The organism is Mucilaginibacter pallidiroseus, assembly GCF_007846085.1.
Lineage (GTDB): Bacteria > Bacteroidota > Bacteroidia > Sphingobacteriales > Sphingobacteriaceae > Mucilaginibacter > Mucilaginibacter pallidiroseus.
Genome location: NZ_VOEJ01000008.1, coordinates 210610 through 233397, shown reverse-complemented (window position 1 = coordinate 233397; position 22788 = coordinate 210610). Strand labels below are relative to the sequence as shown.

Annotated in this window: 16 protein-coding genes; 10 read left to right on the top strand and 6 right to left on the bottom strand. The window is 45.6% G+C overall.

Translation table 11 applies throughout. The annotated features are described in order from the left end of the window. The first annotated feature begins 90 nt into the window (after window positions 1-90). The 3 genes from FPZ43_RS16545 to FPZ43_RS16535 are packed head-to-tail and all read left to right on the top strand — an operon-like array spanning window position 91 to window position 11639. Window positions 91-6858, top strand: coding sequence for a polyketide synthase (locus FPZ43_RS16545; protein ID WP_146383043.1), 6768 nt, complete (start codon window positions 91-93; stop codon window positions 6856-6858). 3 nt (window positions 6859-6861) lie between these two features. After that, window positions 6862-10896 (top strand): non-ribosomal peptide synthetase, encoded by a 4035-nt coding sequence (locus FPZ43_RS16540; protein ID WP_146383042.1) that lies wholly within the window; start codon window positions 6862-6864, stop codon window positions 10894-10896. Next, window positions 10896-11639 (top strand): 4'-phosphopantetheinyl transferase family protein, encoded by a 744-nt coding sequence (locus FPZ43_RS16535; RefSeq protein ID WP_146383041.1) that lies wholly within the window; start codon window positions 10896-10898, stop codon window positions 11637-11639. Before FPZ43_RS16540 ends, FPZ43_RS16535 begins: the two co-directional genes overlap by 1 nt. Here the strand turns inward: FPZ43_RS16535 and FPZ43_RS16530 are convergent. Both FPZ43_RS16530 and FPZ43_RS16525 read right to left on the bottom strand, forming a co-directional pair. Continuing rightward, window positions 11636-13015, bottom strand: coding sequence for a zinc dependent phospholipase C family protein (locus FPZ43_RS16530; RefSeq protein WP_146383040.1), 1380 nt, complete (start codon window positions 13013-13015; stop codon window positions 11636-11638). The genes FPZ43_RS16535 and FPZ43_RS16530 overlap by 4 nt on opposite strands. A 48-nt stretch (window positions 13016-13063) precedes the next feature. Beyond that, window positions 13064-14449: an alpha-L-fucosidase gene (locus FPZ43_RS16525; RefSeq protein ID WP_146383039.1), complete on the bottom strand. Its 1386-nt coding sequence runs from the start codon at window positions 14447-14449 to the stop codon at window positions 13064-13066. Window positions 14450-14540: 91 nt separating this feature from the next. Here FPZ43_RS16525 and FPZ43_RS16520 point away from each other — a divergent pair, with 91 nt between their 5' ends. The 3 genes from FPZ43_RS16520 (at window position 14541) to FPZ43_RS16510 (ending at window position 16096) form a co-directional block, all read left to right on the top strand. Then, window positions 14541-15071 carry an inorganic diphosphatase gene (locus tag FPZ43_RS16520; RefSeq protein WP_222430990.1) on the top strand — a complete coding sequence of 177 codons (531 nt, stop codon included), beginning with the start codon at window positions 14541-14543 and terminating at the stop codon, window positions 15069-15071. Between the two features lie 108 nt (window positions 15072-15179). Further along, window positions 15180-15623 carry a MerC domain-containing protein gene (locus tag FPZ43_RS16515; protein WP_146383038.1) on the top strand — a complete coding sequence of 148 codons (444 nt, stop codon included), beginning with the start codon at window positions 15180-15182 and terminating at the stop codon, window positions 15621-15623. Window positions 15624-15655: 32 nt separating this feature from the next. Beyond that, complete coding sequence (locus FPZ43_RS16510; RefSeq protein WP_146383037.1) at window positions 15656-16096, top strand: Fur family transcriptional regulator; 441 nt, start codon at window positions 15656-15658, stop codon at window positions 16094-16096. Window positions 16097-16109: 13 nt separating this feature from the next. Here the strand turns inward: FPZ43_RS16510 and FPZ43_RS16505 are convergent, their stop codons facing one another. Then, complete coding sequence (locus FPZ43_RS16505) at window positions 16110-16802, bottom strand: NUDIX hydrolase (protein ID WP_146383036.1); 693 nt, start codon at window positions 16800-16802, stop codon at window positions 16110-16112. 131 nt (window positions 16803-16933) lie between these two features. On the opposite strand from FPZ43_RS16505, the gene pfkA reads away from it, so the two are divergent. The 4 genes from pfkA to FPZ43_RS16485 all read left to right on the top strand — a co-directional run bounded on the left by pfkA (window position 16934) and on the right by FPZ43_RS16485 (window position 20784). Continuing rightward, window positions 16934-17920 carry a 6-phosphofructokinase gene (pfkA, locus tag FPZ43_RS16500; protein ID WP_146383035.1) on the top strand — a complete coding sequence of 329 codons (987 nt, stop codon included), beginning with the start codon at window positions 16934-16936 and terminating at the stop codon, window positions 17918-17920. A gap of 3 nt (window positions 17921-17923) precedes the next feature. Further along, the gene (locus FPZ43_RS16495) at window positions 17924-18772 is read left to right on the top strand and encodes a hypothetical protein (RefSeq protein ID WP_146383034.1); all 849 of its coding nucleotides are present in this window, start codon (window positions 17924-17926) and stop codon (window positions 18770-18772) included. A gap of 7 nt (window positions 18773-18779) precedes the next feature. Further along, a complete protein-coding gene (gene gap / locus FPZ43_RS16490) occupies window positions 18780-19775 on the top strand; it encodes a type I glyceraldehyde-3-phosphate dehydrogenase (RefSeq protein WP_146383033.1) in 996 nt (331 codons plus the stop codon). Between the two features lie 130 nt (window positions 19776-19905). Continuing rightward, complete coding sequence (locus FPZ43_RS16485) at window positions 19906-20784, top strand: polyphosphate kinase 2 family protein (protein ID WP_146383032.1); 879 nt, start codon at window positions 19906-19908, stop codon at window positions 20782-20784. 86 nt (window positions 20785-20870) lie between these two features. Here FPZ43_RS16485 and FPZ43_RS16480 read toward each other — a convergent pair whose 3' ends face one another. The 3 genes from FPZ43_RS16480 to FPZ43_RS16470 are packed head-to-tail and all read right to left on the bottom strand — an operon-like array spanning window position 20871 to window position 22781. Beyond that, on the bottom strand, window positions 20871-21596 hold the full coding sequence (locus FPZ43_RS16480; protein WP_146383031.1) for an SDR family NAD(P)-dependent oxidoreductase: 726 nt from the start codon (window positions 21594-21596) through the stop codon (window positions 20871-20873). A 51-nt stretch (window positions 21597-21647) separates the two neighbouring features. After that, window positions 21648-22547: an AraC family transcriptional regulator gene (locus FPZ43_RS16475; RefSeq protein ID WP_146383030.1), complete on the bottom strand. Its 900-nt coding sequence runs from the start codon at window positions 22545-22547 to the stop codon at window positions 21648-21650. A 42-nt stretch (window positions 22548-22589) separates the two neighbouring features. Next, a complete protein-coding gene (locus tag FPZ43_RS16470) occupies window positions 22590-22781 on the bottom strand; it encodes a hypothetical protein (RefSeq protein WP_146383029.1) in 192 nt (63 codons plus the stop codon). Window positions 22782-22788: the final 7 nt, after the last annotated feature.

The window sequence follows — 22788 nt, the reverse complement described above, 5'->3', positions numbered from 1 at the left end:
GTTACAAAAAAATACTATTTTCATCCGATAATTTTTTAACCAGCCAATTGTAATTAATAGCTGTGCAACGTTGGCTGCTAATGTTAGTTAATGGATTTACTACAAGCAAATCAGTATACACCGGGGAGCGAAAACGATGCGTTTTTGCATCATTTATTTGAAGAACAAGCCAGGCAAACGCCTGATGTTATAGCCGTTAAATTTGGCAATGATACGCTTACCTATGCACAGCTAAATACTAAAGCCGCTGCACTTGCAAAAGCATTGGTTGCAGCCACGCCAAATGCATTGGCAGTAGGTGTAAGTACACACCGTTGCGTTGAAACTATCGTGGGCCTGCTTGCCATACACAAGGCAGGCAAGGCCTATCTCCCGCTCGACCCATCATACCCTGCCGAGCGACTGGAACAGATCATTACCGATTCGGGTGTTGATACCTGCCTGGCCATTACTGCCGAACAACACCTTTTTGAACGTTTGCCCGTAATAGTTTTACCATCCGACGTTGAACATAGCGTGGATAATGATTTGACTAATGGCGCTAAGACAAGAGTAGCCTACATTATTTACACCTCCGGCTCAACAGGTAAGCCCAAAGGCGTTGCCGTAGGGCATTCAGGGGTTATCAACCTCATTAACTGGTACAAAGCCGTTACCGCCGATAGCTCGGCAGGTGCACGCACATTGCAGTTTGCACCCCTGGTGTTTGACGTTTCCGTTATGGAAATTTTTGGCACCCTTTGCATGGGCGGCACTTTGGTTTTGGTTGATGATGAAAGCCGTATAGACCCGCTAAAACTGCTTACATACATTGATAATGAGCAGATTAATCGCTTAAACCTGCCGTTTGTAGCGCTGCAATATTTGACAGACACTGCCGATGCTGAGCAATTTTATCCGCAGGCTTTAAAAGAAGTAATTACCGCCGGCGAGCAATTAAAAGTTACGCCGAAGGTAGTTCGCTTTTTTGAGGCTTTACCGGGATGTGCATTTTTTAACATGTACGGCCCTACCGAAACCAGCGTTATCAGCACATCGCTAAGGCTGGAGGGCGCACCCAACACATGGCCGGCTTTGCCTACCATCGGCACGCCGGTTGCCAACACCGGCATTTGTATACTTGACGAGCAGATGTTACAACTGCCCGATGGCGCAACCGGCGAACTTTGCATAAGCGGCGCAGGCCTGGCCCTGGGTTATTTGAACAGGCCCGAACTCACAGCCGAAAAGTTTGTAGATAACTGGCAGAACGCTCAAGGCGTTACTACCCGTGTTTACCGCAGCGGCGACCTTTGCCGCATTTTGCCCGATGGCAATATCGAGTACCTGGGCCGTAAGGATACACAGGTAAAAATTCGTGGTAACCGGGTAGAAATTGGCGAGATAGAAGTGCTTCTTAACCAACTGGACGGTGTGCAGCAATCCGTCGTGACCGCCCGTGAGGATAACCCCGGCGATAAGCGACTAGTGGCCTACCTGGTATCGGCAAATGGAAAAACCAATACAGCACAGGTACGCAATTCCCTTGAAGAAAAGCTGCCCGATTACATGTGGCCGTCGGCTTATGTATGGCTAACGGTATTGCCCAAAACCGCCAGCGGTAAGGTTGACCGTAATGCACTCCCCAAGCCCGAGCAAAAACGGCCCGATCTGGCTACCCTTTACAAGCCTGCATCAACCAAAACACAAAAACAAATTGCAGCCCTTTGGCAGGAGCTTTTACAGTTTGAGCAAATAGGCATCGATGACAACTTTTTTGAGCTTGGCGGTAACTCTCTTTTGGGTCTCAAGACAGTAACTGCGCTTAAAAAGCAATACAACTACATACTGCCGATAACAAAGCTTTACCAGTTTCCATCCGTTGCAGGCCTTGCAGCGCTGCTGGATGGGTCTGCAAATACGGCAAACCAAACGCAGCTACCAAAGCTACGCGTTAAAAGCAGCAATGGCGATATAGCCGTAATTGGCATGGCAGGCCGTTTTCCGGGTGCCGACACCATTGATGAGCTTTGGGCGATACTTTCGGAAGGACGCGAAACCATCAAGTTTTTTACTGATGCTGAGCTGGATGCATACATTCCCCCTGCTGTAAAAAATGCGCCCAATTATGTAAAGGCCCGCGGGGTTATCAATAATGCCGACCAGTTCGACCCGATGTTCTTTGGCCTTAACCCTAAGGTGGCCGAACTGATGGACCCGCAGCAGCGCATTTTCCTGGAAATAGCCTGGGAAGCGCTGGAAAATAGCGGCCACCTGCCATCAAAATACAACGGCCTAATTGGCGTGTTTGCAGGTGTGGGGGCTAATACCTATTACATCAACAACGTTATTCCGAATCAGGAGCTGATAAATAAAGTGGGCAGCTTTTTGGTAACCACTTTAAATGAAAAAGATTACGTGGCCACCCGCACAGCTTATGAGCTTAACCTTAAGGGCCCGGCCATCAGCGTACATTCAGCCTGTTCCACATCGCTTTTAGCTATTGCTGAGGCGGTAGAGAGCATTCGCAGCGGGCAGTGTAGTGTTGCTTTGGCAGGTGGTGCGTCTATAACATCGCCAATCAACAGCGGGCACCTGTACCAGCAGGGCACCATGCTAAGCGGCGACGGGCATTGCCGGTCGTTTGATGCCGATGCCGATGGCACGCTATTCAGCGATGGTGCCGGCGTGGTAGTATTAAAAGTATTGGAAGATGCTATTGCCGACGGCGATACCATCTACTCGGTTATAAAAGGCGTTGGCGTAAATAATGATGGTGCAGGCAAAGGCAGCTTCACCGCGCCAAACGCTACGGGCCAGGCGGGCTGTATTGCAATGGCCATCCAAAATGCAGGCGTTTCTGCTACAGATATCAGCTACGTGGAAGCCCACGGAACCGCCACCTCACTTGGCGACCCGATAGAGATTGAAGGCTTGACAATGGCTTTCGGCCCGCAGCAGCAAACACAATATTGCGCCATCGGTTCTATTAAAAGTAATATGGGCCACTTAACGGCGGCCGCAGGCGTGGCGGGATTTATTAAAACTACGCTGTCGTTATACCACCAAAAACTGCTGCCTTCTTTAAACTACAAACAGGCAAACCCTAATATTGATTTTGAGAGCAGTCCGTTTTACGTAAACACACAACTAACCGACTGGCAGGCCAATAAGCGCATAGCAGGCGTAAGCTCGTTCGGTGTAGGTGGCACAAACGTACATGTTGTGCTTGAGGAATATTTGCAACAAATACCGGCTTCACAACCCGGCCGTGATGTACAGCTGATAACCTGGAGTGCCAAAACTAAAAAGGCAGTTGATAACTATCAGGCAAAACTATCTGCGTATTTAGCAGATACAAAACATGCGCTTGCCGATATTGCTTACACCCTGCAAACCACCCATCAGGATTTTAATAACCGCAGGTTTGTTGTGGCAAATACCACAGCCGACTTACGATCTCAGCTAAACGCGGTCGTAGATCAATCCGCCACAAAATTATTAAAGACCAAGGCTACTTCAGTTGCATTTATGTTCCCCGGTCAGGGTGCGCAGTACTTAAATATGGGTCGGGAGCTGTACAACAACGAACCTGTTTTTGCCACTGCTGTAAATGAGTGTGTCGACTTATTGCAAGGCACGCCTCAGCAGGATATTCTGAGCGTAATATTTACTGACGACGTTGACGATACCGCAAATCAAAAACTTAAAAATACGCTCTACACCCAGCCCGCCCTGTTTATCATATCATATGCTATGGCAAAGCTGTGGATGCAATGGGGAATTGAACCTGCAATTTTTACCGGCCATAGCATTGGCGAGTTTGTCGGTGCGCATTTGGCAGGCGTATTTTCGTTGCCTGATGCTGTAAAGCTGGTATCTACCCGGGCCAAAATGGTGAGCGATGCGCCGGGCGGAAGCATGGTATCGGTACGGATGAGCGAGGATGAGTTAAAGCAGATACTACCGGATACACTCAACATAGCTGTATTAAACGGAGCCAAAGCAGCAGTAGCCGCCGGCCCGGTTAACGACGTAAATAATTTTATTGAGCTGCTTAACCAAAAAGGTATTGCCAACCGCGTGCTGCAAACCAGCCATGCCTTCCACTCGTCTATGATGGATGGAATAGTTGGCCCGTTTGAAGAAGTGGTTAAAAGCATTAAGCTTAACACGCCGGTAAAGCCTATTATATCAACCATTACCGGCACCTGGATGACAGAGGCCGAAGCCACAAGCCCGCAATATTGGGCGCAGCACCTGCGTAATACCGTAAGGTTTGCCGATGTTGCCAAAGTGCTTGCCGAAGATGATGGCCGCATAGCCCTCGAGGTTGGCCCAGGCTCGGTACTGGCAAACCTGGTTAAACAACAGCCGGGTGGCAAGGCCATAACCAGCATTGCCGGTATTGTAAATACCGACGAACAAAGTACATACAGTTCGGTTATACGCGCATTGGGCCAACTTTGGCTCAACGGCATCGAGCCCAACTGGCAAAATTTTTACGAAGGGCAAAACCGCCGCCGTGTTACTGTACCCAATTACGCTTTCGATCGTAAACGTTATTGGGTTAACCCGGTTGTGCCTATAAACACCCTTACACCTCCATTTGAAGCCCCCACAGAAATTTTAATAGATAACACTAAAGAAACACTAATCACTATGCCCGTTAGAAAAGATCTGTTGATTGACAAGCTGAGGGATATCTTTGAAGATGCATCAGGCATCGACATCGATAGCCCAACAACCAGCTTTGTCGAAATTGGGTTTGATTCGTTGCTGCTCACACAAATGGCAACCAATCTTAAAAAAGAATTTAACGTAACGCTTACTTTCCGGAAGCTGTTTGAAGAATATGGCTCCCTTGCCGAGCTGGCCACTTACCTGGACCAGGTATTACCTGCCGATAAGTATCAGCCAACTGCACCGGCACCACAAGCAGCGGCGCCGCAACAGCAGCAGCCTGTATACCAGCAGCAAGCAGCGCCACAACCCGTTTATCAGCAACCTGTTTATCAACAGGCAAGTTATCAGCAGCCTGTTTATCAGCCCGCGCCTGCTCCGGTTTATAACGATGGCGGTAACCAGGCACTTAACATGATAGCGCAGCATCTATCACTATTGGCAAGCCAGGTAGCCAGCATGCAGGGTGGTGCTGCTGCGCCGCAAGTGCGCACTACGCAGGTAGAATTACAACCGCCACCTGTTGCTCCTGAGGTTGTAACAAACGAGCAGGTTACAGCCCCGGTAGCTCCGCAGGAACTACAGCCCGATTTAACGCCCGAGGAGCTAATTGAGATTAAAAAGCCTTTTGGTGCTACAGCCCGTATTGAAAAAAACATACAAACCTTAAACGAAACACAACAGGCGTACCTTGATAAGGTAATTGCCGATTATACCGCAAAAACTGAAAGAAGCAAGTCACAAACCCAGCAGCACCGCGCCTACATGGCCGATCCGCGAGTGGTAAATGGGTTCCGCCCGCTGACAAAAGAAATTGTTTACCCAATAGTGGTAAACAAATCAAAGGGCGCGCGCCTTTGGGATGTTGACGGTAACGAATATATTGATGCCTTAAACGGGTTTGGATCCAACATGCTGGGCTACCAGCCTGACGTTGTAAAGAATGCTATTGCCGATCAGTTAGAGAAAGGTTACGAAATTGGCCCGCAGCATGAACTTGCCGGTGAAGTTTCAAAACTTTTATGCGAGTTTACCGGGTTTGACCGTGCAGCACTTTGCAGCACCGGCAGCGAAGGTGTACTGGGTGCTATGCGCATAGCGCGTACCGTAACAGGCCGTTCAATCATTGTAGCGTTCAGTGGTTCGTACCATGGTATTATGGATGAAGTGATTGTTCGTGGTACCAAAAAACTAAAAACCGTACCGGCTGCTCCAGGGATTATGCCCGAGGCTGTACAAAACATGCTGATACTCGACTACGGCACCGACGAAACGCTTAGGATCATTAAAGAGCGCGCCGATGAAATTGCAGCCGTTATGGTTGAGGTGGTACAAAGCCGCCGGCCGGAATTTTTGCCGCTTGATTTCCTGAAAGAACTGAGAACAATTACTGCCGATGCAGGCACTGCCTTGATATTTGATGAAGTGATTACGGGCTTCCGTATGCACCCCGGTGGCATACAAGCCATAACCGGCATTCGTGCTGACCTTGGTACGTATGGTAAGGTTATTGGAGGTGGTTTACCTGTAGGTGTGATTGCAGGCAAAAAACAATTTATGGATGCCCTTGATGGCGGCTTTTGGCAATTTGGTGATAACTCCACCCCTGAGGCTGGCGTTACTTATTTTGCAGGCACATTTGTAAGGCACCCACTGGCACTTGCCGCTTGTAAGGCATCATTATTATACATGAAAGAGCGCGGCCCTGCCCTGCAACAAAGCTTAACCGATAAATGTACCCGCCTGGCTAACGCCATAAACGGCATTTTGGAAGAGTACAAAACGCCAATGTATGTAGCGCACTTCGGCTCGTTATGGAAAACCAAATTTTATGAGGAGTATCCATACAGCGAATTGCTGTTCACCAACCTGCGTTTAAAGGGCATCCATATTATGGATGGTTTCCCTTGCTTTATTACAGATGCGCATGGCGATGCCGAAATAGATACCATTATTGAGAAATTCCGCGAGAGCGTTAAAGAACTTCATGAGGCAGGATTTATACCAACGTATAATTCCGGCGAAACTGACAATGCACCAAAAACGGCTGCCATTGCCCCTGCCCCTGTTGATTTAACGCAGCCGCCCGTGCCTGGTGCAAAGCTTGGCCGGGACAGTGAAGGCAACCCGGGTTGGTTTATTAAAGATGAACAAAACCCCGGCAAGTTTTTACAGGTTAAACATAAAACGGAGTAGGATTTGGAAACTAAAAACTTCAGTTACGAGGTAAGCCCTGTAGATTTTGACCCGTTTGCGGGCCCGGAGATCTCACTGATAGCCCCGGCAACAGAGTCGCAGGCCGAGATCTGGACATCATGCCTTATAGGTGGTGCCGATGCCAGTTGTGCCTATAATGATTCTGTGTCTGTACGCCTTAATGGCGCTTTTAATAAGGATGCCATGTTTAAGGCATTGCAGGCCCTGAGCGACAGGCACGAGGCTCTGCGCAGCACCTTTAGTGCCGACGGTAAAACCATTTTCGTACTCGAAAATCCGGAAATCAGTATCGATTACCAGGACCTTTCCACGCAGGATCATGACCAGCATATCCTGTTTCTTAAAAACTATACCCGTCAAAACGCCATCACACCGCTCGATCTGGTAAACGGGCCCTTGTTTAAGGCCTCAGTTTTAAAGCTGAGCAGTGATGAGCACTATGTAACCATGCTGGCACATCATATTGTTTGTGATGGCTGGTCGGTTGGTATAATGCTGCAGGATCTGGGCAAACTGTATACTGCTTTTGCACAGGGGCAAACGCCCGATGTGCCACCTGCACCAAAATTTAGCGACTACGCCAAAGAAGAAATTCGTATGGCAGAAAATTTGTCGCAGCGTGAAACGGAAAAATACTGGCTCGATCATTTTGCCGGCAGCAGCCACCTGCTTAATATGCCGGTTGATAACCCGCGCCCCGCTTTCCGTACTTTCAAAAGCCAGCGCTGCGACTTTGCCTTAGATGCCAAACTAGTTGCTGATGTGAAGGCTATGGGCCGTAAAGCAGGCGGTAGCTTTGTTACTACCTTAATGGCCGCATTCGAGGTATTTCTGCAGCAAATAACCGGGCAGGACGAGATCATACTTGGTTTACCATCTGCAGGTCAATCAGCAACAGGTAACTATGGTCTTGTAGGGCATTGCGTAAACCTTTTGGCGCTGCGCAGCTTCCCAAAACCGGATAAATCATTTGTTGATTACCTTAAAACCCGCAAAGGGCAGGTATTGGATGCGTACGAGCATCAGCAATACACTTTTGGTACGCTTTTAAAAAAGCTGAACATTCCCCGGGATGCATCACGTTTGCCACTGGTACCTGTGGTGTTTAACATCGATATTGGGATGGATGATGGCATTAAGTTTTATAACCTAACGCATCGTTACATCAACAATCCGCGCGAGTACGAAACCTTTGAGATTTTCCTGAACATTACGGATAATAAAGGCGACCTGGTGCTGGAATGGTCGTACAATACACAATTGTTCGAGGTTGAGTCTATCAACCGGATGATGGAGGAGTTTGAGCATTTACTGAAACAGCTGGTACAATCTCCAGATATGCCTATCGGCCAGCTGCCGTTAATGCGTTCGGAAGAATTGTTTAAACAACTTGCCGAGTGGAACAATACAAAGGTTGATTATCCCAAAGAAAAACCACTGCATCAAATCATCAGCGAAACGGCTGCAAAATATCCGAATAGCATAGCATTAAAATTCGGAGCAGAGGAGTATACATATAAGCAACTCAATCGCAAAGCTAACCAGCTGGCTGCGCTGCTCATAAGCAATGGCGTAAAGCAGGGTGATAAAGTCGCCATTTCGCTCGACAGATCGGCAGAGTTGGTGTTCGGCTTATTGGCCATCATGAAGGCCGGCGCAACGTACATCCCGCTTGATCCTATTTTCCCGATGAACCGCATCAATTACATGCTGGCAGATTCGGGATCGGTGATTTTAATCACCTCAAAAAAATATGCCGGGGTTTATGAATCAAAGGCGAAAGAAATATTGCTTAACGAGATCTGGAGCCAACTGGATAGCCAGCCTGATACCGACCCGACTGTAAAAGTATCGCCGAACGATCTGCTTTACATCTTGTACACATCCGGCTCAACCGGGCAGCCAAAAGGGGTTAAAATAGCGCATCACAACGTGGTTAACTTTTTGTACAGCATGCAAAAGGTACCGGGCTTAACTGCCGATGATAAATTACTTGCTGTTACCACCATCAGCTTTGATATTGCCGGGCTGGAATTGTTTTTACCGCTTATAACAGGTGCGCAAATTGTATTAGCTGATAGCGCTACCGCGAAAGATGGCCGCGCGTTGCTGGATATTATACGTAATGATAAGATAACCGTAATGCAGGCTACGCCATATACATGGCGCATTTTGCTTGAATCGGGCTGGGACAAGGAACGGATAAAAGTGATTTGCGGCGGCGAGGCCCTGCCTATGGAGTTGGCTACCCGTATACTTGACCATGCCAGCTCACTATGGAACGTTTACGGGCCGACAGAGACCACCATATGGTCAACCATCAAACAGATTACTGCTGCCGATAAGGTTATCAGCATTGGTAAGCCAATTGACAATACGGGCATTTACATTCTTGACAAGTTTCTGAATCCGCTTAAACCCGGTGTAGCCGGCGAGCTTTACATTAACGGAGAGGGCGTTGCAAAAGGTTACCACAACCAGCAGACCCTTACCGATGAAAAGTTTATAGCCGACCCATTCTCGGGCGTTGCGGGTGCAAAAATGTACCGCACAGGAGACCTCGCTACGTTTACTGCAGATGGTAACCTGATGTACATATCGCGGATGGATGCGCAGGTAAAAATTCGTGGTTACCGTATAGAAACCGGCGAAATTGAATATAACCTATCGCAGTTTGACGGTGTAAAGCAGGCTGTGGTAATTGCCCAGCCGGATGCAAACGGCGTTGATAAGTTGGTTGCCTACGTGGTATTGCACAATGGCGGCATTGGCTCGCCGGAAATGAATAGCCAATGGCGTACCGAGCTTAAAAAGTCGCTGCCCGACTATATGGTGCCCGACAACTTTGTTGTGATAACAGAGATGCCGCTCACGCCAAACGGTAAAGTTGATAAAAAGGCGCTGGCTGGCCAGGGCCCTGTGCCCGCAGCTGTGGTGAAGCAGTACCAAGCCCCGCGTACCGACGTTGAAAAACTGGTAACAGATATCTGGAAAACATTCCTGAACCTGGATAAAATCAGCGTTTATGATAACTTTTTTGAATTGGGCGGGCACTCGCTTATTGCCGTGAAGGTAATGGCTCAGATTGAAAAGGAAACAGGTAAACGCCTGCCCCTTGCCATTTTATTTGAAAATTCCACGGTAGAAAAACTATCGCTGATGCTGCAAATGGATGGCCGATCGATAGTTTGGGATTCACTTGTACCCATTAAGCCAACGGGTAGCAAAATACCTATTTATATTGTGCACGGTGCCGGCTTAAACGTATTGTTGTTTAATGCCCTCGCCATAAATATGGACCCGGACCAGCCTGTTTACGGCATGCAGGCCAAAGGACTTAACGGTGTTGACGAACCGCTTAACCGCATTGAAGATATAGCGGCCCATTATGTATCGTCAATAATGGCGCAAAACCCTAATGGGCCTTATGCATTGGCAGGATTTTCCTTTGGTGGAATAATTGCCTGGGAAATGGCCAAGCAAATGGAGGCACTAAATAAAAAGGTAATTATGCTTGGCATGTTTGATACCTACGCGTACCGCTCGCCACATTATGACTCATTGCCTGTTAAATACTTAAAACGCGCCATGTACTTTGGCCGCAGGCTTTGGTATTCGTTAACCTTCCAGGAAGGTTTTGAACAAACCATACGCCGCCGCAGCAAGGCACTTAAACGAGGTGTAACCCGCGTGTGGTGGAACATGAGGCTAAATAAAAATGATGAGCAGGTTGGCTTTTCGGGCTACTCGCATAAAATTGATCATGCAAATGATGTGGCATCCAAACATTATTCGCTGCAACCGCACAACTTCGAAATAGAGCTTTTTAGAGCCGAAGTACACTCGTTTTATGTAGACGATTTTGAGTACATGGGCTGGCAGCCTTATGCACTTGGCGGCATTAACGTGCATAAAATACCGGGCGAACATAATACCCTCTTTAAAGCGCCTAACGATAAGATTTTTGCTGAAGTTTTACAAGGCTGCCTTGACAGGGCCGCAAAAAAGGCGAAGTGATGCCACAAAATGCATCCGTTGCAATAGCACATCTTGAAACCGTTGACTGGCAGCAAATGCCGGTTAACGGTTTCTTGTTAAACGATCCCGACGTTCATCTTTGGCGTGTTTGCATTAGCCAACACATTAACGAAATTGTAAATCTAAAAAGGCTTCTAACACCCGACGAAGCACAAAGAGGGAGTAAATACCTGCACCAGGCAGACCGCGACCGCTTTTTAGTAAGCCGTGGCTATCAACGGACTATTTTAAGTGGCTACATTGATATTAAACCTGAAGATTTAAGATTTGCCCTCAGCCATAACAAAAAGCCTCATATCGCCAATTCCGGCGTGCAAAATCTAAACTATAACGTTTCGCATTCCGGCGATTGGATACTTATAGCCGTGTCTAAGCACGCCGTTGGTTGCGACATTGAGTATATCGACCCTAAATTTGATTTTACCGATATATTGCCTGATAACTTCAGCCAAGCAGAGGGTGATTTTATAAAGGAAAATGAGTCAACTAATCGCTTTTATAAACTGTGGACACGCAAGGAAGCGCTGCTAAAAGCCACAGGGCAAGGCCTTGGCGAGCATTTAATCGATACACCATCATTGAATGGAATCAGCAACTTAAATGCGGATTTGCTTGGTTCTGGTAAAGCCTGGACAGTAAAATCCTTTTCTGTGACTAAAGGCTATGCCGGTGCTTTGGCCGTTGCTAACATAGCTCCATCTATCAGCTTTTACGATATTTAATTTGTACTTGAGGGTGTATCGGTTTTGCCGTTTTGCTGTATCGAATCACCTGGCTGTGTATCAGCCTGCGCTATTGGCTGCATAGCTTTCATTTGCTGCAAGGCTGTACTCAACTTTGCCCAATACTCGGGCTTGTCGCGGTAAATATCCGGGGTGCCGCTTGCATTATAAAAGCTTGCAATGCTTTGCTGCAATGGCGGATTTAAGTGTTTAAATCCTTGTTTCTGCAAGGTCTCTACTAATTTTGCCCATGTTTTATCTGCCAGCGGGTATTCGCCAATATGTGTATCATGGCCGGTATCAAAATCAATATCCGGCAATACAAGCCTGCCGTTGTCCACATCATTTAATGATGACTTATAGTTTTTCACAATGGCTTCAAAACTTTCGGCAAAAAGTCGCTGCCCTTCTTCACCCGGCGATTTAAAGTTTAACGTTTTAAGCGGCCCTATCTTAGGCAATATGCTAATGAAGCCAGCAGCCAGTTTCGAGAAAAAGTTACCGTGCTTGCGCTCCTTACCATATTGCAGGTTAAACGCACGCCTGCTCATCTTGTATCTGAATTTTTTAACGGTAATACCGGGGTGCATTTCTTCGATCTCGGCCCGGTTGGCTTTGTAGGCATTCTTTGTAAGGGCCGGGAACAAATTACGTACCCCCCAACGCATCATGTTAATTGACGAATTAATGTTCGAAAATATGGTGTTTAGCTTTTGCCCGTAAGTTTTGTAAAAGGCGCGTTCCAAAACAGGTACGGCCATATTAAAACCAATAAAATCGCGGTAAGCCTCTGATGTATAATTGCCCTGCCCTACCTGCAAAACGTCGTAGGCAAACTCCATCCGGCTGTGTGATGTATGGTCGTCATCATAAGTTACCACATCGCCAAATTTCTTCTTAAGCTTAGGATAAACTATCGGCACATTGCGGTTAGTTGAGAGCGAGTGGCCATATTTATCGGCCATGTAGTGAGACAACGCACCAAGCGAAAAGGCATACTCGTTCAAATTTTGCGATTCGCTTATAAGCGTTTCAATAAAATCGCCGCTGCGTACGTAGTGTACCAGGTCAGTAAAAAAGCCATTGCCAAAAGGCATGTAGCCCATATCTGCCACTATGCTACCACCGTACGCGTACGAATGTGCTAACAAAAGTTCGTCGTAAGTTGCGCTCGGATACTTCTTTTTAAGCAGGGGCACAATATCGCTACGCCATGATGCATCAATAACCGCCTCATGCGCCAATATGGAATATGCCTTAGCTGTGTTACCGGCAACAACCAGCAACACAGCAAGCAATATGTATTTGTAAAGTTTTTTGGTAAGCCCCGCCATCATCTTATCAGTTGATGTTAGTAACGGCAAAGGCGGTGTCACGGTTTTTACAATTATTGATAAGCCATTTGTTGTTACCTTGGCATGAAATTACCTGCGTTCGTTATAAACGCCAAGTTCGGCAATAGATGCCTGCTTATCAGCAGCATCAATCCACACCCTTACCTTGCTGCCGTACACCCTATCAAACCTGTTAATTTTAACTCTTGATGCGTTATTATTTTTGGCAAGCGGTTTCCAAACGCCGTTCTGCAAATATTCGGCATGGAAGGTTTTAATGTTAGGTGCTTTCTCGGTCAATGTAATTGCATTAAAGGCAATGTCTTTTCCAAAGTCAACTTCATACCACGGCTTGGCAACCGTGGTGCTTGAGCGCCAGGAGGTTTGGAAATCATCATCGTTGGCAAAATCTGATATATCCATATCGTCGCTCCAGCTGGAATTTGCAGGTTTATTTTTTGCCAGGTTACTTGATATAATTGGCGCGCCCGTGGGTGCAAGCTTTGGCGCGGGGCCGCCATGGCTCCACTGTTTGCCAATTTCTTTAAGAGCGGCAATTGCGTTATCATCAAACACACCGTCGCGGTTAGGCGCTACGTTAAGTATAAAATTGCAATCAACATCATTTAATGATTTAAGCTCGGCCACCATTTTGGCTGGCTCCTTAACTGCTGTAGCAGGGAAATTTGTTTTCCAAAACCAGCTGCTTTGCAACGGCAAGCAGGCCAAGGCCGGCATGCGGTTGGTTTCTTTTGATATACGCTGCCCTGCACCCATTTCATACGTTTTTATATCACTGTAAAAAAGACCTTCGCCAGGATACTTGGCGCCGTTTAAGTCCATCACAACGCACTCAGGCTGCAAAGACTTTATCAGCATGTAAACGTCTTCAAAGGAAATATCATCGTATGATATGCGCGACCAGGGTGCATCCCAACCATCAATTATCAGTGCTTCAATTTTGCCATATTTGGTTAATAACTCTGTTATCTGCGCCTTAACCATCTCAAAATGATTGGGGGTGATATGCCCCTTACGCAGCATGTGGTGGGTATCCAATATCGAGTAATACAGCATTACCTTCAAATTATTTTTCCTGAAGGCATCCACATATTCTTTAACAACATCCTTTTTAAGGGGGCTGTTCATCACGTTGTAGTCGGTTGTTTTGGTGTCCCAGATACAAAAGCCGCTATGGTGTTTGGTGGTTAAGCAACCGTAGGTCATGTTAGCAGACTTTGCCGCTTTGGCCCATTGATCGCAGTTTAACTTTTTAGGGTTGAATAATGCCGGCGATGCTTGCGGGTCTGGCCAGTCGGCATCAGCATAGGTTGGAATATTAAAGTGTATGAACATCCCAAACTTTAAGTCGACAAAATTTTGCTGCAATTGGGTATATCTGTCAGGCGTTGTTTGCGCCGACGCTTTTAATACTAGTGCTAAAAAAAATGTGCTTAGTAAAACGCTGAACTTCATAATAGATATAGGTGTTTGTAAGGGAAAGTAAAGATATAACAAGCACATAAAAAAGCCGAAAAAAGTTGCTTTTAACGCATCAAACAAATCTGTGTCAATCATTCTTTTTAAAAAAGACACCCTTTTAAGCATACTTAATATGGCAGATATGGACCCGGTTACCGTTATAATAGAAAGCCCTAAAGGCAGCGGCCACAAATATGATTATGAGCCAAAGCTTGATAAATTTAAGCTAAACAAAATACTACCCGCCGGTATGGTGTTTCCGTTTGATTTTGGGTTTATACCGGGCACTAAGGGTGGCGATGGCGACCCGCTGGATGTGCTGGTTGTTTCGGAGATAACCGGTTTCCCGGGCTGCGTGGTAGATTGCCGTATAGTTGGCGCTATTAAAGTTGAGCAAACCGAGCGCGATGGCAGCACCATGCGCAACGACCGCTTTTTTGGGGTACCCGTGGTATCGCACCTTTTTGCTCAAGTAAATGAAATTGCCGATTTGCCTGCCGCCATAATGGAAGAGATTGAAGCATTTTTTGGCAATTACAATAAACTGGCCGGCAAGGAATTTAAAGTGATAGGCCATGCTACAGCGAAGGACGCGGTTGAAATGATAAATAAGTAAATGCAATAATGTTGATACTTCGTCATAAAACAGCTCAAGCACACTTGGCAAGACACTTAAAACAATAGTAAATGAAATATTGTTGCATTTATAATTATATTTGCAGCGATGAAAAAATCAAGGGCTTTTAAACTGGATAATATAGGGATGACAGCATCTACCCTATGCGCTATACATTGCGCGGCTGTACCTGTATTTTTTAGCAGCCTGCCTGTTTTGGGCCTCGATTTTTTAGCAAACCGATGGATAGAATGGTTTATGATAGGTGTTGCCATGGTTGTTGGCGTTAGTGCCATTTGGCCGGGTTATTTTAAACACCACCGTAAATTATTGCCGTTTGCATTATTTATCAGCGGTTTTGCCATCATTTTAATTGGACACTTGTTTGGGCATAACAGCCTTGCCGAAGCTATTGTGGTTCCAATTGGAGGTATTACAATAGCTGTTGCACATTTCATCAACTATAAATACATAGGTACATGCAACTCTGCCAATAATGTATTTCATATTAAACACTCGCACGATACTGTAAATCCACCGGCCAATATTTAAGGTTAAGCGATTTTTATTATATTTAATTGCAAATGACACACGCTAAAACAACATATCAGTTTGAGGACTTGCTTGATAAGCACCAGTTAAAAAAAACTGCGCCGAGGCTGCGCGTGCTGTCTATGATGTATTCAAAAAATACGGCAACTTCACAGCCAGATTTAGAAAGTGTGATGCATGATATTGACAGGGTTACGCTTTACCGTATCCTGAACGTGTTTGAGGAAAAAGGCATTATCCATAAAGTATTTGACCTTAACGGAACTGCCAACTACGCCATATGCCACTCGAATTGCGGCGCACATAAACACCATGACGAACATGTGCATTTCAACTGCACAAATTGCAAAAACGTGTATTGTTTAAATGAACTTACGCTACCTGCACTAAATTTACCAGGAGGCTTTAAGGCCGAAGGTTTTACGCTTTACGCCAGCGGCCTGTGCTCTAAGTGCAGCAAAAAGGCTAACTAAATTAACTTTACTGTTATTCGCCTGTCAGATCGTTCTGGAATATTTTGGTGTATTTGCGCCTGTCGAACTTGTATAGCTTGGCGGCCCTGTATGATACCCCTTTCTGCTTTTCATCAAGTTCTTTAAGGAATCCGTAGCTCAGCATCTTTTTACGAAAGTTACGTTTATCCAGCTTTTTGTTAAGGATGGCCTCGTATAATGATTGTAGTTGTGTAAGCGTAAATTTCTCGGGCAGTAACTCGAAAGCGATAGGCTGATAATTGAGGCGGCGGCGAATTTTGTTAAACCCTGTCTGGAAAATCTCGCTGTGGTCAAAGGCCAGTTTGGGCAGCTCATTTACCGGGTGCCAAAAAGCCTTCTTAGCGTACTGTGTTACCGGGCGTACCTCTTTTTGCCCATTTATACGGATAAGCGCATAGTATGCAACAGTAATAACCCTACCCTGCGGGTGGCGGTTAACCTCACCGAATGTATGAAACTGCTGCATGTGCAAATCGCGCAGGCCGGTTAGTTCATACAAAATACGTTCGGCAGCATCGTCAATACTTTCGTCTTGCTCAACAATGTAACCAGGTAACGCAAGCCAGTCCTTAAAGGGTTCTTCGTTTCGCTCTATCAGCAAAATTTTCAATTCGCCGGCTTCAAAACCAAATATTACACAGTCTGTAGAGAAAACTGAGTCAAATGTAGGTAACTTTACTTCCAAGGTGGGGTGTTAGATTTATAAGGTTTAAAGATATGTGAATAATCCATATCCAAAAAATAATAAATAAATTTAATGGTGTAAATCTCACACAGTATATTCGCAGCTACAATTTATTTGTTACTTGTTTAAAGATGCAGAAAATTTCAAAAATAGCAGTTCTTACTTCAGGCGGCGATGCACCGGGCATGAACCCATGCATCAGGGCGGTAGTACGAACAGCAATCTTCAACGGTTTACAAGTGGTTGGTGTTCGCCAGGGATACCAGGGGCTTATTGATAACAACATGTTTGATATGAATAACCGCTCGGTTAGTAACATATTAAACTTAGGTGGTACCATATTAAAAACAGCAAGATGCCTGCCCTTCCGCAGTGAAGAAGGTATGGAAATAGCCTATAATAATATTAAAGCACAAGGCATTGATGCACTTGTTGTTATTGGCGGCGACGGCACCTTTACAGGGGCGTTGCGGTTCTCAAAAAAATATCCTGATATAGCCGTAATGGGCGTACCGGGCACTATTGATAACGACCTTTACGGATCAACATACACACTTGGTTTTGACACCGCAACCAATACGGTTGTTGATGCTATTGACAAGATACGTGATACTGCCGATGCGCACGACCGCCTTTTCTTCATAGAAGTAATGGGCCGCGACTCGGGCGCTATTGCACTGCGCGCAGGTATTTCTTGCGGTGCCGAAGCAATACTGTTGCCTGAACGTGCCACCGCTATCGATAACCTGATAGAGAACCTTAAAAAAGGCCGCGATAACAAAAAATCTTCAAGCATAGTAATTGTTGCCGAAGGCGATAAAAGCGGCGGTGTTTATGATGTTGCCGAGGCTGTAAAAAAGCAGGTTAAGTTATACGATATTAAGGTTACCGTACTTGGACACCTGCAACGCGGTGGCAGCCCATCGGCGTTCGACAGGATATTGGGAAGCCGCATGGGCTTTGCAGCAGTCAACGCGTTAATTGCCGGTAAATCTCGCATGATGGTTGGCCTCGAGGCTAACCACATCAAACTTACCGATCTGGAAGAGGCACTTACACAACACTCATTTAAACTGGAAGAGGATTTGATGCAAATGGCCGAAATCCTTTCAATATAGTAGATGTTAGCAGTTGTATATAGCGGATCCAACAATGCCGGCTGGCGCCTATCTTATAAGGGCCGCACAGTAGCATCTTTTGATACTGCAGCCATTAACCCGTACTTTAATGATGAAAAGTATATCCTGCAACTGCTAAACAAAAACATCAACCTTATACACCACGCTGAGGAAATAAAGCGAATTTATTTTTATGGCGCCGGCGCATCGTCAGACGAGCTAAGGCAGGTTATACATGATGGGCTTGCCGCTTTTTTTAAGTTTGCCAAAATACATGTAGGGCACGATATTGAGGCTGCGGCTATTGCCACATGCGGCAACAACCCCGGCATAGTTTGCATTTGCGCAAGCGGATCAAACGCGGCCTGGTATGATGGTAAGAAGGTAACGCCGAATAACTTTGGTTTAGGATATATTCTGGCTGATGAAGGATCTGGCAACTGGCTTGGCAGGCAACTCATAAAAGGCTACATGAGCGAAACGCTCCCGGCCAATATAAGGCGCCAGTTTGAGCAGCGTTATGCAGCCGACCGAAAGACTTTACTTGAGAAAGTTTACCGCCAAAAGCAGCCTGCGCTGTTTTTAAGCTCCTTTACAGATTTCTTTGCCGATAACCTTGGAGACGCATACCTTCGCAATGTCATAAAAGCGGGGTTTATTAAATTATTTGATACATACTTAGTACCTTTGCGCCAGCAACATCCCGATGCCCCCGTGCACTTTGCAGGATCGGTAGCATCAGATTTTAAGGAGATCCTTCAGGAGTGTGCTACCGAGAAAGGAATCGAGATATCATCTATCGTAAAAGCACCTATAAACAATTTGTTATCATATTATTCAAGCAAAAATTAATTAAATCATGAAAATAGGAATTAACGGCTTTGGCCGTATCGGCCGTTTAGCTTTCAGGGCTGCAGTTGACAGACCAGATGTTGAAATTGTAGGTATTAATGACCTTGTTGAGCCTGATTACATGGCTTACATGTTAAAATACGATTCAACTCACGGACAATTTAAAGGCACCATCGCTGTTGAAAGCGGTAACCTTGTTGTTAACGGTAAAACTATCCGTGTAACTGCAGAAAAAGACCCTGCAAACCTTAAATGGAATGAAGTTGGCGCTGAAGTTATCATCGAGTCAACCGGTTTATTCTTAACTCAGGAAACTGCTCAAAAACACATCGATGCCGGTGCAAAGAAAGTTGTAATGAGCGCACCTGCTAAAGATGATACCCCAACCTTCGTGATGGGTGTAAACCATAAAGAATTAAAAGCAGATCAAAATATCGTTTCAAACGCTTCATGTACTACCAACTGTTTAGCACCTGTTGCTAAAGTGTTAAATGACAAATTTGGTATTGAAGAAGGTTTGATGAGCACTATCCACGCGGTTACTGCTACTCAAAAAACAGTTGACGGCCCATCGGCTAAAGACTGGAGAGGCGGCCGTGGCGCTTACCAAAACATCATCCCTTCATCAACCGGTGCCGCTAAAGCTGTTGGCTTGGTATTACCAGAGTTGAAAGGTAAATTAACAGGTATGTCATTCCGTGTTCCGGTTGCCGACGTTTCTGTAGTTGACTTAACTGTACGTTTAAAAACCCCTGCTTCTTACGAGCAAATTAAAGCTGCTATGAAAGAAGCATCAGAAGGTGAATTAAAAGGTATCCTTGGCTACACCGAAGATGAAGTTGTATCTGAAGACTTTAAAGGTGACGCACGTACATCTATCTTTGATGCTAAAGCAGGTATTGCATTAAGCGATAACTTTGTTAAAGTAGTATCATGGTACGATAACGAGTGGGGTTATTCAAACAAAATAATTGACCTGGTTGAAGAAATTGGAAAATTATAATAAACCGCTTTAATATTGCAAAACGCCTGCCGGGTATCCGGGAGGCGTTTTGCGTTTAAGGCGACTTGCAAAAGCGCAAATACTTAAAATTGAAAACCTTTAGCAGCATTTATCTATTTAGATAAAGCGTATGAAAGATTTTATAAAGCGTTTTAAAGTTACCGATACAAAGGACTTTAAGCTGAGCAAACACGATACCGCCGAAACTGCAGGCTACAAAAAAGATGAGGCTGAAGATATATTAACCAGCCTGATTGAGGATACGGCTAAACTGCAAACCGAGCTTTATGCAGCCAATAGCCACTCGTTGCTCATCATCTTCCAGGCGATGGATGCTGCGGGGAAGGACAGTGCTATTGCGCATACCATGTCGGGCCTTAACCCGCAGGGCTGCCAGGTTTTTAGCTTTAAGCAACCAAGTGCCGAAGATTACGATCACGACTTTTTATGGCGGCACTACAAAGCCCTGCCCGAGCGTGGGCGCATAGGAATACATAACCGGTCGCATTACGAAAACGTGTTGGTTACAAAGGTTTACCCCGAGTACTTGTTAAAAGAAAAGTTGCCAGGCATCACCGACTTGAAAGACGTAGGCAAAAAGTTTTGGCAAAACAGGTACGAGAGTATCCGCAATTTTGAGAAACACCTTACCGCGAACGGAACGATAATTATAAAATTCTTTCTCCACCTATCAAAAGGAGAGCAAAAAGAGCGCTTTTTAAAACGTATCGAGGAAAAAGATAAAAACTGGAAGTTTGCCTTCGGCGATTTGCAGGATCGTAAAAAATGGGGTGACTACATGGATGCTTATGAAGAAGCGATAAAAGAAACAAGCACCGAAGACAGCCCCTGGTACGTGGTACCCGCCGACAAGAAATGGTTTACACGTATTGCCGTATCGTCCATCATATTACAAACACTGAAAGATCTGAACCTGAAATATCCTGAGCTGCCGCATGGTGAACTGGAAAAGCTTGAAGAAGCCAAACGCCTGTTGGAACAAGAATAATGTCTGCAGATATGCATAAAAGCGTGGCAACCTAAATGATTACGTTAGATTGCCACGCTTTCCTTCGCCATTTTACCTCTAGTCACCTACCAAGGCGATTGGCCATAATCGCTCATGTACTTACCTGTAGGGCCATCAGGGCCAATCATCGCATATTCAACAATTGGCTTAGCGCCATCCTCTACACTTTTAGGCCCCTGGTTGTTATTAAACTCGGTATTTGTATAGCCGGGATTTATCATGTTTACTTTTACTTTGCCATTTAACTCGTGGGCAAGCGCAACGGTATATGCGTTCAAAGCAGATTTCGACGGACCATAAACTGAAGTTTTTGCCTGGTAGTGCTCCCAGGTTGGGTCGTTATGCAAAGTGAGCGATCCAAGATCAGATGTTACGTTAACTATCCTTGGGTTTGATGATTTGCTTAACAGCGGCATAAGTATGCGCACCACGCGTGCTACACCAAACAAGTTTACCTCGAATACTTCTCTAAATGTACTGTCGGGCGTGTTACTCGCCTGTTGTGGAAAGCCGCCCGGGATACCTGCATTGTTGATCAATACATCAAGTGAACCTGCGCTTGCCAAAATTTGCTCATAAGCTTTTTGTACCGACTCCTCGTCGGTAACGCTCAATAGCACCAGCTCCACGTTTGTTAAACCTTCCTGCTTAAGCTGTTCAACGGCTTTTGCCCCTCTTTGCTCGTCGCGGCTTCCTAAAAACACATGGTAGCCTGCGTTTAATAGTTGGCGCGCACACTCGAAACCAATTCCTTTATTGGCCCCGGTTATTAATACTGTTTGTTTTTCCATGAAGCAAAACTACGGTTGTGTTATAAAATAGCTGTTGTACTTACCAAGGCATTACCTGTACTTTTCGCGGATTTGCTGCCGGTATGCTATTGGGGTTGCATCAGTAAGCCGTTTAAAAAAGCGGTTAAAGTAAGCAGCATCCTCGAAGCCAAGTTCGTCGGCAATTTGTTTTACGCTTAGGTCGGTGTGTAACAGGCGGCGCTTTGCTTCCATAACCAAACGATTATGGATATGTGTAATAGCTGTTTTGCCGCTTTGTTGTTTTACCACATCGTTAAGGTAGCCCGGGGTAAGGTTAAGCAGTTCGGCATAAGTATTCACATTATGCACGGTTTCATAATGTTGGGCTATAAGCTGCTGGAAGTGCTTTAGGTGGCAGTAATTTTCGGTAATGCGGGTTTCGCCATATTGCTCATTATAAATACGGCTAAGGTAAATGACCAGCACACGCAGCCATGATGTAAGCATTTGGTTTTGCCAATCGCCGCCCTGCTTATATTCTGTTGCCATTTTATCCATCACGTCGCCAATGTAGGCCATATCTGCATCGCTAAGCTCCAACTCATGAGCCGATGCGGGATTTTGAATAATTGGCAGGCGGCGCAGGGTACGGTTTTCCTCGAGCTGTAAAAACTCTTCGGTAAAACAGGCCGAGAAACCTTTAAGCGGCTGCGTTTCCTCTTTCAATAATACCTGGTGTGGCACCGTAAAATAAAAGTGATTGGGCCTTACGGTATATGGGATAAAATCAACCCAGTGCCTGCTGCCGCCACCTTGCGAGAATACAAAGAGGTAAAAATCTTTACGGTGAGGTTTCAAAAATGCCGGCTCGATGTGCGCATCGATACCATTGGCACGGCGCACCTGTATCATGCAAGGGCCGCTGCCATCAAGCTTCAACAGCGGGTAGCTTGGTATGGTATTTTTTACCGGGGCTAACGAAACTGACATTTTATATATTTAAACTCGCACTATTAACCAGGCACAGGGTTATTACATCAACTCGCTATCCTTTTTGGCATGATAAGTTTTAAAAGCCATATAATAAAGTGCAAGCGTAGGTAAAATATAAAATAGCGCACCGCTATGATTAATATCGGGATAGGCAGTTACTATGGCATATATTAGCAACGCCAGGGCCACCGTACCCCCCACCAAATACAACATAAAAAATTTTCCGCTCATCTGCCGG

Excerpts from the sequence above, each read along its gene's own strand:
- FPZ43_RS16545 (WP_146383043.1), top strand. The coding sequence starts at position 91 with ATGGATTTACTACAAGCAAATCAGTATACACCGGGGAGCGAAAACGAT.
- FPZ43_RS16535 (WP_146383041.1), top strand. The coding sequence starts at position 10,896 with ATGCCACAAAATGCATCCGTTGCAATAGCACATCTTGAAACCGTTGAC.
- FPZ43_RS16525 (WP_146383039.1), bottom strand. The coding sequence starts at position 14,449 with ATGAAGTTCAGCGTTTTACTAAGCACATTTTTTTTAGCACTAGTATTA.
- FPZ43_RS16515 (WP_146383038.1), top strand. The coding sequence starts at position 15,180 with ATGAAAAAATCAAGGGCTTTTAAACTGGATAATATAGGGATGACAGCA.
- FPZ43_RS16510 (WP_146383037.1), top strand. The coding sequence starts at position 15,656 with ATGACACACGCTAAAACAACATATCAGTTTGAGGACTTGCTTGATAAG.
- pfkA (WP_146383035.1), top strand. The coding sequence starts at position 16,934 with ATGCAGAAAATTTCAAAAATAGCAGTTCTTACTTCAGGCGGCGATGCA.
- FPZ43_RS16495 (WP_146383034.1), top strand. The coding sequence starts at position 17,924 with ATGTTAGCAGTTGTATATAGCGGATCCAACAATGCCGGCTGGCGCCTA.
- gap (WP_146383033.1), top strand. The coding sequence starts at position 18,780 with ATGAAAATAGGAATTAACGGCTTTGGCCGTATCGGCCGTTTAGCTTTC.
- FPZ43_RS16485 (WP_146383032.1), top strand. The coding sequence starts at position 19,906 with ATGAAAGATTTTATAAAGCGTTTTAAAGTTACCGATACAAAGGACTTT.
- FPZ43_RS16480 (WP_146383031.1), bottom strand. The coding sequence starts at position 21,596 with ATGGAAAAACAAACAGTATTAATAACCGGGGCCAATAAAGGAATTGGT.
- FPZ43_RS16475 (WP_146383030.1), bottom strand. The coding sequence starts at position 22,547 with ATGTCAGTTTCGTTAGCCCCGGTAAAAAATACCATACCAAGCTACCCG.
- FPZ43_RS16470 (WP_146383029.1), bottom strand. The coding sequence starts at position 22,781 with ATGAGCGGAAAATTTTTTATGTTGTATTTGGTGGGGGGTACGGTGGCC.